1 protein-coding gene is annotated in these 564 nt (G+C 57.8%); it reads right to left on the bottom strand.

The genetic code is table 11. The features are described from left to right. Positions 1-564 (bottom strand): 1-deoxy-D-xylulose-5-phosphate synthase N-terminal domain-containing protein (locus J5224_RS34440; protein WP_319802552.1); only part of this gene is annotated, 564 nt, incomplete at both ends.

The raw sequence follows: 564 nt of genomic DNA, 5'->3' as shown, positions 1-564 counted from the left end.
ACGCCCCCTGGTGCGTTTGGCCGTCGGCCCCGACAATGCCACCGCGATCGATAGCAAACAGTACCGGCAGGTTCTGGATGGCGACGTCATGAATCACCTGATCGTAGGCGCGTTGCAAAAAGGTGGAGTAGATTGCCACCACCGGTTTGTACCCGCCCAGCGCCAAACCGGCGGCAAAGGTGACGGCGTGCTGCTCGGCAATGGCAACATCGAAATATTGCTGTGGGTAATCGCGCGAGAAGCGCACCATGCCGGAGCCTTCGCGCATCGCGGGTGTCACCGCCATCAGCTTGCTGTCTTTGGCGGCAATTTCACACAGCCAATCACCGAAAATGGTGGAGTAGGTGGGAAGGCTCGCCTTACTTTTAGGCAAGGTGCCGCTGGCCGGATCAAACTTGGGCACGGCATGCCAACTGATAGGATCTTGCTCTGCGGGGGCATAGCCACGGCCTTTTTTGGTCATGATATGCAGCAACTGCGGGCCTTTCAGGCTACGCATGTTTTTCAGGGTTTGTGCCAGCCCAACCACATCATGACCATCGACCGGCCCGATGTAGTTAAAGC

The organism is Candidatus Symbiopectobacterium sp. NZEC135 (genome assembly GCF_025962695.1).
This window is presented reverse-complemented; position numbering and strand designations above follow the sequence as displayed.